This is a genomic window from Arthrobacter sp. ISL-5, from assembly GCF_018613835.1.
Lineage (GTDB): Bacteria > Actinomycetota > Actinomycetes > Actinomycetales > Micrococcaceae > Arthrobacter.
This window is the reverse complement of record NZ_JAGGPM010000024.1, coordinates 151,126-158,647: the sequence shown is the minus strand read 5'-3', so window position 1 is coordinate 158,647 and position 7,522 is coordinate 151,126. Positions and strand designations below refer to the sequence as shown.

Sequence of the window (7,522 nt, the reverse complement as noted above, 5' to 3'; positions counted from 1 at the left end):
ACACCGCTCAAGCGTGCCCGTTGCCATCCATCTTGATCATGGCGCGAGCTACGAGCAGGTCCTCACCGCGATCCAGGCCGGATTCACCTCGGTGATGATCGACGGATCCATGCTTCCGTTCGACGAGAACGTCGCCATCACCAAGAAAGTCGTCGATGCCGCGCACGTTGTGGGTGTGTCGGTTGAGGGAGAGCTCGGGACCATTGGCAAGACCGACGACGAGGCCGAGGACGGCACGGCAACCATCATCTACACCGACCCGGAGGACGCCGTCCGATTCGTCGAATCCACCGGCGTCGACAGCCTGGCCATCGCCATCGGCACCTGCCATGGAATCTACCCGGCAAGCATGAAGCCGGAACTGAAACTGGACCTGCTGCAGGAGATCAAGAAGAAGGTGACGCTGCCCCTGGTGCTGCACGGCGGATCCAACAACCCCGACGGCGAGATCGGCGAGTCGGTGAAGCTGGGTGTCAACAAGATCAACATCTCCAGCGACATCAAGGTCGCCTATCACAACAAGATGCGCGAAATCCTTGCTGACCCGGGAGTCCGCGAGCCCAACACCATCCAGCCGCCCTCCATCGCGGCCATGAAGGTAGTCGCCGCCCACAAGATCGAGCTGTTCGCCGCAGCGAACACGGTCGAACTGTACTGAGGTAACGGAGTCTGATGTCGCGCGAGAATGTGGTGCTGGGTCTTGGCGGTACCGTCGATTACGAGGTCGAATGGAACTCGGCCATCATCGAAGGCCTGATTGAGGACTTCGCGATCGACGCCGCGGAGCTTGACCGGTTCGTCCCGGTCGATTCCGAAAGGAACCTGATCGTGGCCATTCTCGCGCACCTGCGCGACGGTGTCGGAGGAGAGCATTTCATCACCTCCTCCGACACCGTCAAGACTTTCGCTTCCCGGTTCCAAAAAAGGATCACGCTGGGCGGCACCTGCGTCCGGGCCGGATTGGCCATGGCGAAGCTCGGAATCCCGAGCACTCTTCACCTGGTCAGCATCGATGACACCGTGCGGCGGCTGCTGCCTGCATCCTGCACCTACATCTGCAGCGCTTCGGCTGATTCGACTGATCCCCACCTGATCGTGCAATTCAACGGGGGCGCCACCGTGCGGGCCGGGGACATCGACCTGCGCGCGGACCACCCGAACCGGATCATCTTCACCAACGACCCGCCAAATACCGAGATGGTACTGAGCAAGGAACTCGGCAACGCTCTCAGGACCGCGGATGCCTTCCTCATCTCTGGACTCAACGTCATCAACGAGCGGTCGGTCCTGGACGCGCGCTTGGCCACGCTGGGACGGGAACTGCAGAATCTTCCGCCCGGAGCCGTCGTGTTTTACGAAGACGCGGGCTTCCACCACGCTGTGTTTGCGCCGGTCGTCCGGGACTACATGGCCGATACCGTGACCGTCTACAGCATGAACGAAGACGAATTGCAGGCACATCTGAACAGGCCGATCGACCTCCTGAACGCCGTTGACGTGTGCGCGGCACTCCGCGAGCTGCACCGACTAATGCCCGCACGCACCACGGTAGTCCACACCAAGTACTGGTCACTCGCCTACGGGAACAACGCCCGACGGTGGCGGTCCTGCCTAAAAGGCGGCATCACAATGGCCAGCACCCGCTTCTGTTACGGCGACAACTTCACTCCCGCCGACTACGAAGCGGTCGGACAGGGACCCGTAAACGCCCTCGGCGCCGAACTGGCTGCCGAACTAAACCAGCAACTGGGCGCCGACGTCGAATGCCTCCCGGCCCTGTCTCTGGCGACGCAATCACCTACCACCATCGGGCTCGGCGACTCATTCGTCGGCGGATTCATTGCAGCCATCATCGGTCAAGAGCAACGACTCAACGATACGACGGAGAATGCGAACTCGGTCTCCCGAAAATCTGCAGAGGGCCAGCTTCTGGCCCAATAGTGGCAGGACGGGAGCCCGCGGACCTCCCGCCACAGAATCGCAGACGGACTCCAACTGCTCGATCTGGATACCGTGTTGGGCATCAAATCTCACTCCCGAGTAGCGCTAGTGGCCGCGTGCCCGACGTTGACTCGTCGTGGCGCGGCGCGGCCGACTCGTTCCTACGGAGATCCGTTCACGTGAATCCGGCTGTCATTCAACTCGATGGATGTAAGCATGTCGATGAGACGCCATTCGTTTCGAAGGGGTACGACTCAGCGTGAATCACAAGGACGACGCGTCCAAGTCGTAGCGGAGCCGCCTTTTCACAAGTTCCGGGCGGCTCCCGAACGGGGAGCCGACCATCCACCCCAGGCAGACGCAATGGAATCTGCAATTCCGGTCCACCTTCGTACCGAACGTATCCGCGACCGGCGTATCGACGACACCTACCTGCCCCCGGCCTTCGCCACACGGTTCACTGGCCAGCCGGTCATCCGACCTCTTGAGCAGCTAGCAACGAGTGAGGGCGACGCGCCGTCCTCGAGCGAGAACTCCCGCACCTCACTTTCCTTGGCGGAGAACGTCCGTCAGAATGCCATCCGTCTGGCGCCGCGTGTGCCGAGCACCGCGAATTCAGTTGCGTACGAGGGTCCTCAGCAGCTTAAGTGCGACGGAGATCGAATGGATGTCCACCGGACCGGGCTGGGTGACTTCGGCGAAGGTGTCCTTGATCCGTGCGAGCTGGTCTTGGCGTCCGCGTTCCCACTCCACGATCCGCTCCGTGGAGTCGGCTTGCTTGGGACCACCGCTGCGTGTTGTCTGGAGAACTGAGATGGTCATGTCGGCCACGGCGGAATAGACATCGTCGCGAAGGGCCGCCCTGGCGAGTGTCTCCCATCGGTTCTGCACAGGAAGGTCGGTGATTTTCAGAAGCAACTTCATGGCCCCGATGCGCTGGAATGCGGTGGAGTAGAGGTCAGCAATGTGCTCGATGGGCTCATGGATCCGCTCCGCGATGAGTGAGATATCCAACAAAGTGAAGCTCAGGACTACCTCAAACGCGCGTCGCGCAAGGTCCGGCGGGATCCCAATGGCCTCCCAGTGTGTCAGAAGGTCTTGCCCGAGGTCGATGTCGTCGCCGCGCAGGTAAACCACGGTTTGGTTCCGCCGGAGGTCCATGGCCGGCATGATCCTGCTGAGGGCCTGTTCCACTGGTTGGTCCCGATGATCATGGGCCATGTACCAGCGCGTCGCCCGGTCCAACATCCTCCGCACCTGCAGGGCCAGTTCCGCCCCATGCTCGGCCGGAACAGCGGGCGGAAGTTCGGCCATCCAGTCCGCGATCCAGTGAAGGTCAAAGGCCTCGCGTACTGCCACGAAGGCCCTTGCGAGAGCGGGCGCGCTCCCGGTGGTTTCCTCGATGGCCCGGAAGGCGAAGGTGATTCCTCCGAGGTCGATGATGTCGTTGGCGAGCACGGTGCAGATGATCTGCCGGCGCAGGGGGTGCGTTTCCAGCTCGGTTCCGAAGCGGTCCACGATCTGGGGCGGGAAGTAGCTGCGAAGGACCCTGTCGAACCACGGGTCGTCGGCGACGTCGCTGTCGTTCAATTCCTTGGCGAGTTCGATCTTGGCGTAGGCGGCCAGCACGGACAGCTCGGGGGAGGTGAGCCCCTTGCCGGCCTGCAGCCGTGCATGGAGTTGATCCGTGGTGGGCAATGCCTCAAGACCCCGGTCCAGGTCGGTGGCTCTTTCCAGCCAGTCCATGGTCCGTTCGAAGCCCGGGCTCCAGTTGAGGTCGAAGCCCGGGCTCCAGTTGAGGACAAGAGCACGGTCGATGATGAGCATGACGTTTTGGTCACGGCTATTCCTCAGCACCAGGCGTGCCACGTCGTCGCTGAGCGAGTGCAGGAAGCCGGGGCGTTTGCTGGCTGCCATCGTGCCTGCCGCGATCATGCGGTCGATGAAGATCTTGATGTTGACCTCGTGGTCGGAGCAGTCCACGCCGGCAGAGTTGTCGATGGCGTCCGTGTTCAGCAGGACTCCGTTCAGCGCAGCCTCCACCCGTCCCCGTTGAGTCATCCCGAGGTTGCCGCCTTCGACCACGATCCTTGCCCTGAGTTCGTTGCCGTTGATCCGGATCGCATCGTTGGCTTTGTCGCCCACCTCGGCGTTGGTTTCGGCAGAGGCCTTGACGTAGGTTCCGATCCCGCCGTTGTAGATGAGGTCCACCGGCGCCCGCAGGATCGCCTGGATGAGCTCGGGCGGGGTCATCGCCGTCGTCATCGTCGGCAGCCCCAAGGCCGAACGCGCCTGCGGGCTGATGGCGATGGACTTGGCGACGCGCGGGTGCACCGCGCCGCCGGGGCTGATCAGCCCGGGGTTGTAGCCGGCCCACGACGAACGGGGCAGATTGAAGAGACGGCGGCGTTCCGCGAGGGAGGACGCGGCGTCGGGTGTGGGGTCCAGAAAGATGTGCCGGTGGTCGAAGGCGGCCACGAGCTGGATGTGGTCGGAGCGCAGCATCCCGTTGCCGAACACGTCCCCGCTCATGTCGCCGATGCCGACCACGGTGAAGTCTTCGCGCTGGGAATCGATCCCGAGTTCGCTGAAGTGCTGTTTCGCGGACGCCCAGGCGCCCCGAGCAGTGATGCCCATCCGCTTGTGGTCGTAGCCCCTTGAGCCGCCGGACGCGAACGCGTCGCCCAGCCAGAAGCCGTACTCCTTGGCCACATCGTTGGCGGTGTCGGAGAACGCCGCGGTGCCTTTGTCGGCAGCCACCACGAGGTAGTAGTCGTCGTCGTCATGCCGCACCACGTTCGGCGGTGGGACGACGCGCCCCACCGAGCCCCGGGTGCCGCGGGCGTCACGGGACACGGCGACGTCGGGCGGGGCCAGGTTGTCCGTGACATCGAGGAGCCCGCGGAGGAAGTCCTTGTAGCTCTCCATCGCTTCCGCGAGCCATGCCGCGCGGTTGGCCTCGGGATCGGGAAGCCGCTTCGCGTAGAAGCCGCCCCCCGCGCCAGTCGGGACGATCACCGAATTCTTGACGATCTGGACCCTAGCGAGCCCGAGGACTTCGGTACGGAAATCCTCGCGCCGGTCCGACCATCTCAGGCCCCCGCGGGCCACCGGCCCAAAGCGAAGGTGCACGCCCTCGACCCGGGGGGAATAGACCCAGATCTCGAACTTCGGACGTGGGTGCGGAGCGCCTGGAAGGTGGGAGGGTCGGAGCTTGAAGCTCAGGTACGGCCGGTCGCGGTAGAAGTTGGTCCTCGTCGTCGCCTCGATGAGGTTCAGGAAGGTCCGCAGCAGGCGGTCCGCGTCCAAGGACGTGACAGCATCGATAGCCTTGATCACTTCGTCCCGGGCGGCCGCCATTTCGCGGAGCCGCTGGGTGATGCCAAGCCCTGGAAGGAAGCGGGCGCGGAACAGGCCCAGCAGTGCGTGGGTCGCTCTCGCGTTGGCCAGGAAAGTGTCCGCGATGAAGCCGTACGAGTTGGTGGTTCCCAGTTGCTGGAGGTACTTGGCGTAGCCGCGGAGGATCACGACGTGCCGCCAATCAAGGCTCTCCTGCAGGACCAGTGCATCGAAGCGGTCTGATTCCGTGTCACCGCGTATGGCTGCTCCGAACGCGTCCGCGAGCAGGGAGCTGGTTCGAGCGGGATCCACGCCGAGTGGATACTTCACGCCCAAATCATAGAGAAACAGCGGCAGAGTGTTGCCCCGCAGGACCTCGAAGGGGCGCTGGTTGAGTACCTGGAGGCCCAGGTTGTGGAGGAATGGCAGGATCTGCGTGAGGCTCCGGGCACCGGTGAGATAGAGACGAATCCGGAAGTCCTCGACCTCGGCCTGCGGAGCATCGGCACGGACAGCCAGTACCGAGTCGTTCAGGGGTCGACCGCCGGTGCCATCCAGATCGTATTGCTCAAACCTCTCGATGTCTTCAATGGCATCTATGACCTCGAAATCTGCCCGGTAGCTGGCAGGGAAGGCATCGGCCCAGAGCGCTGACAGCCTGGTGGCCTGTTCGGAGGGCATGCGTTCCCGCAGGGCTTCGTCAAGTCCTTCGGCCCATGTCCGTGTGGCATTGATGAGTGTCCGCTCCAGTGCAGCCGGATCGATGGACTCTGGTTTTGCGCCGGCGGGCAGAAGTACGCGGAAGAAGATGCGAGCCATGTGCGATTCGGTGAGTCGGACCTCGAACTCAAGCGATGAGGCTTTGGAGGCTTCTTTGAGCTCCTGTTCAATCCTGAGCCGCACGGCCGTGTTGTAGCGGCGGCGCGGAAGGAACATTAGGGCGGTCATGAAGGGGCCGTAGTTGTCGAAGCGTAGGAGCAGCCTTGTCTCATGGCGTTTTTGGAGCCGCAGGATGTCGGCCGCCAGCCGAGTCAGTTCGTCTTCGTCGATGTGGAACAGCTCGTCAAGTGGGAACGACCCCAGCGCGGCGAGCAGTTTCTTCTCTTGGGTTGACGCAGGGGCGAAACCGAGTCTGTTACTCACGTTAGCGGCCTTGTCCCGGATCACAGGAATGCGACGTACTGATTGATCCGCCGTTCCCGGGGCGAAAACGCCCACAAACCTGCGTTCCCCATTGACGACTCCGGCAGCACTGAACGTCGGGAGACGGATTACGTCCAAGTATGAGGGCTCTGGAACCGAGGATCGAAGGTCGGAAGTGTACAGCGCGAGTACCTGCGAGCCCCGGAACACAGTCTGGTCTGATCTGCGAGGGTGATTCTGCCTGCGCAAAAGGCCCAGGGCAGTACCCGGACGGGGTCGAAGTGCCGGCCCATCTTTCTCAGCCGTCAACACATATTCGCAGTGTCCCAGATAAATGAAGTTCCCCCCGTTGAGCCACAACAGGAGCTCTCTGAGCTGTTCGGTTGACGGCACACAACCGCGCGGGAAGGTGGCTAAGGAGTCGACGGCGGCGGTCACTTGTTCCTTCAGGGCAGTGGAGTCCTCTGTAACTGCACGGACATCGGCAAGAATCCTCTGGATATTCGCGATGACGTCCCAGGCGTTCGACGATCTCGGCAGCCTGCCAATTTCAACCGCAACCCAGGTTTCCGTGGCCCAGGAATAGGGCAGGTCGGCAACAAGTCCCGCGCGCTGCGGCGCATGGCGGAGCTTGAGCAGCTCATGGGTTGCAGGATCCCGAAGGACCTGGAACGAGGGATGGACGAGCAGCCGGACCGTCGCTCCTTCGCGGGTTAGCTCCGAGGTGATCGCGCGAACCACGTGCAGCGCGCCTTCGGCCACCAGGAACACCACACTGGCACTCGGTTCGTTGAGGACATCCACCCTTGACGTCCCCGGAGGAAGCACCGAGGCGAGCGAAAGATGGTGCCGTGCCCGACGCTCTAAAGTAGCGCCTGCGTAGGTGAGGAGCTCCTCGGGGTCCACGTGCTCGTAGTAATCCATGAGGAAATGATCGTCCGCCTGGGCCGGACCACTTAATGCGGAGTTCTCCGCTGGCACAGATTTACCGGGCATGCCCTAACGCCTCCAGCGCGTGGGACCGCCTCCATTTGCGCCTCCGGAGATGGGATCCTCACGCCTGATTTCATGATGTCCTTCTCTCCTCGCGGCGTCCATA

At 62.8% G+C, this 7,522-nt stretch carries 3 protein-coding genes; 2 read left to right on the top strand and 1 reads right to left on the bottom strand.

Annotated features, from left to right (window positions below; genetic code table 11):
* Together J7I89_RS13300 and J7I89_RS13295 are read left to right on the top strand one after the other, a co-directional pair.
* Positions 1 to 658 (top strand): ketose-bisphosphate aldolase (locus J7I89_RS13300; protein ID WP_214971010.1); only part of this gene is annotated, 658 nt, incomplete at its 5' end.
* A 14-nt stretch (positions 659 to 672) separates the two neighbouring features.
* Positions 673 to 1,941 (top strand): ADP-dependent glucokinase/phosphofructokinase, encoded by a 1,269-nt coding sequence (locus tag J7I89_RS13295; protein WP_214971008.1) that lies wholly within the window; start codon positions 673 to 675, stop codon positions 1,939 to 1,941.
* A gap of 615 nt (positions 1,942 to 2,556) precedes the next feature.
* On the opposite strand, the gene J7I89_RS13290 is transcribed toward J7I89_RS13295, so the two are convergent.
* Positions 2,557 to 7,419, bottom strand: a complete 4,863-nt coding sequence (locus J7I89_RS13290) for an NAD-glutamate dehydrogenase (protein WP_214971005.1) — start codon at positions 7,417 to 7,419, stop codon at positions 2,557 to 2,559.
* Positions 7,420 to 7,522: the final 103 nt, after the last annotated feature.

What these genes read in the sequence shown, in the direction of transcription:
- J7I89_RS13295 (WP_214971008.1), top strand. Translation starts at nt 673, where the DNA reads ATGTCGCGCGAGAATGTGGTGCTGGGTCTTGGCGGTACCGTCGATTAC.
- J7I89_RS13290 (WP_214971005.1), bottom strand. Translation starts at nt 7,419, where the DNA reads ATGCCCGGTAAATCTGTGCCAGCGGAGAACTCCGCATTAAGTGGTCCG.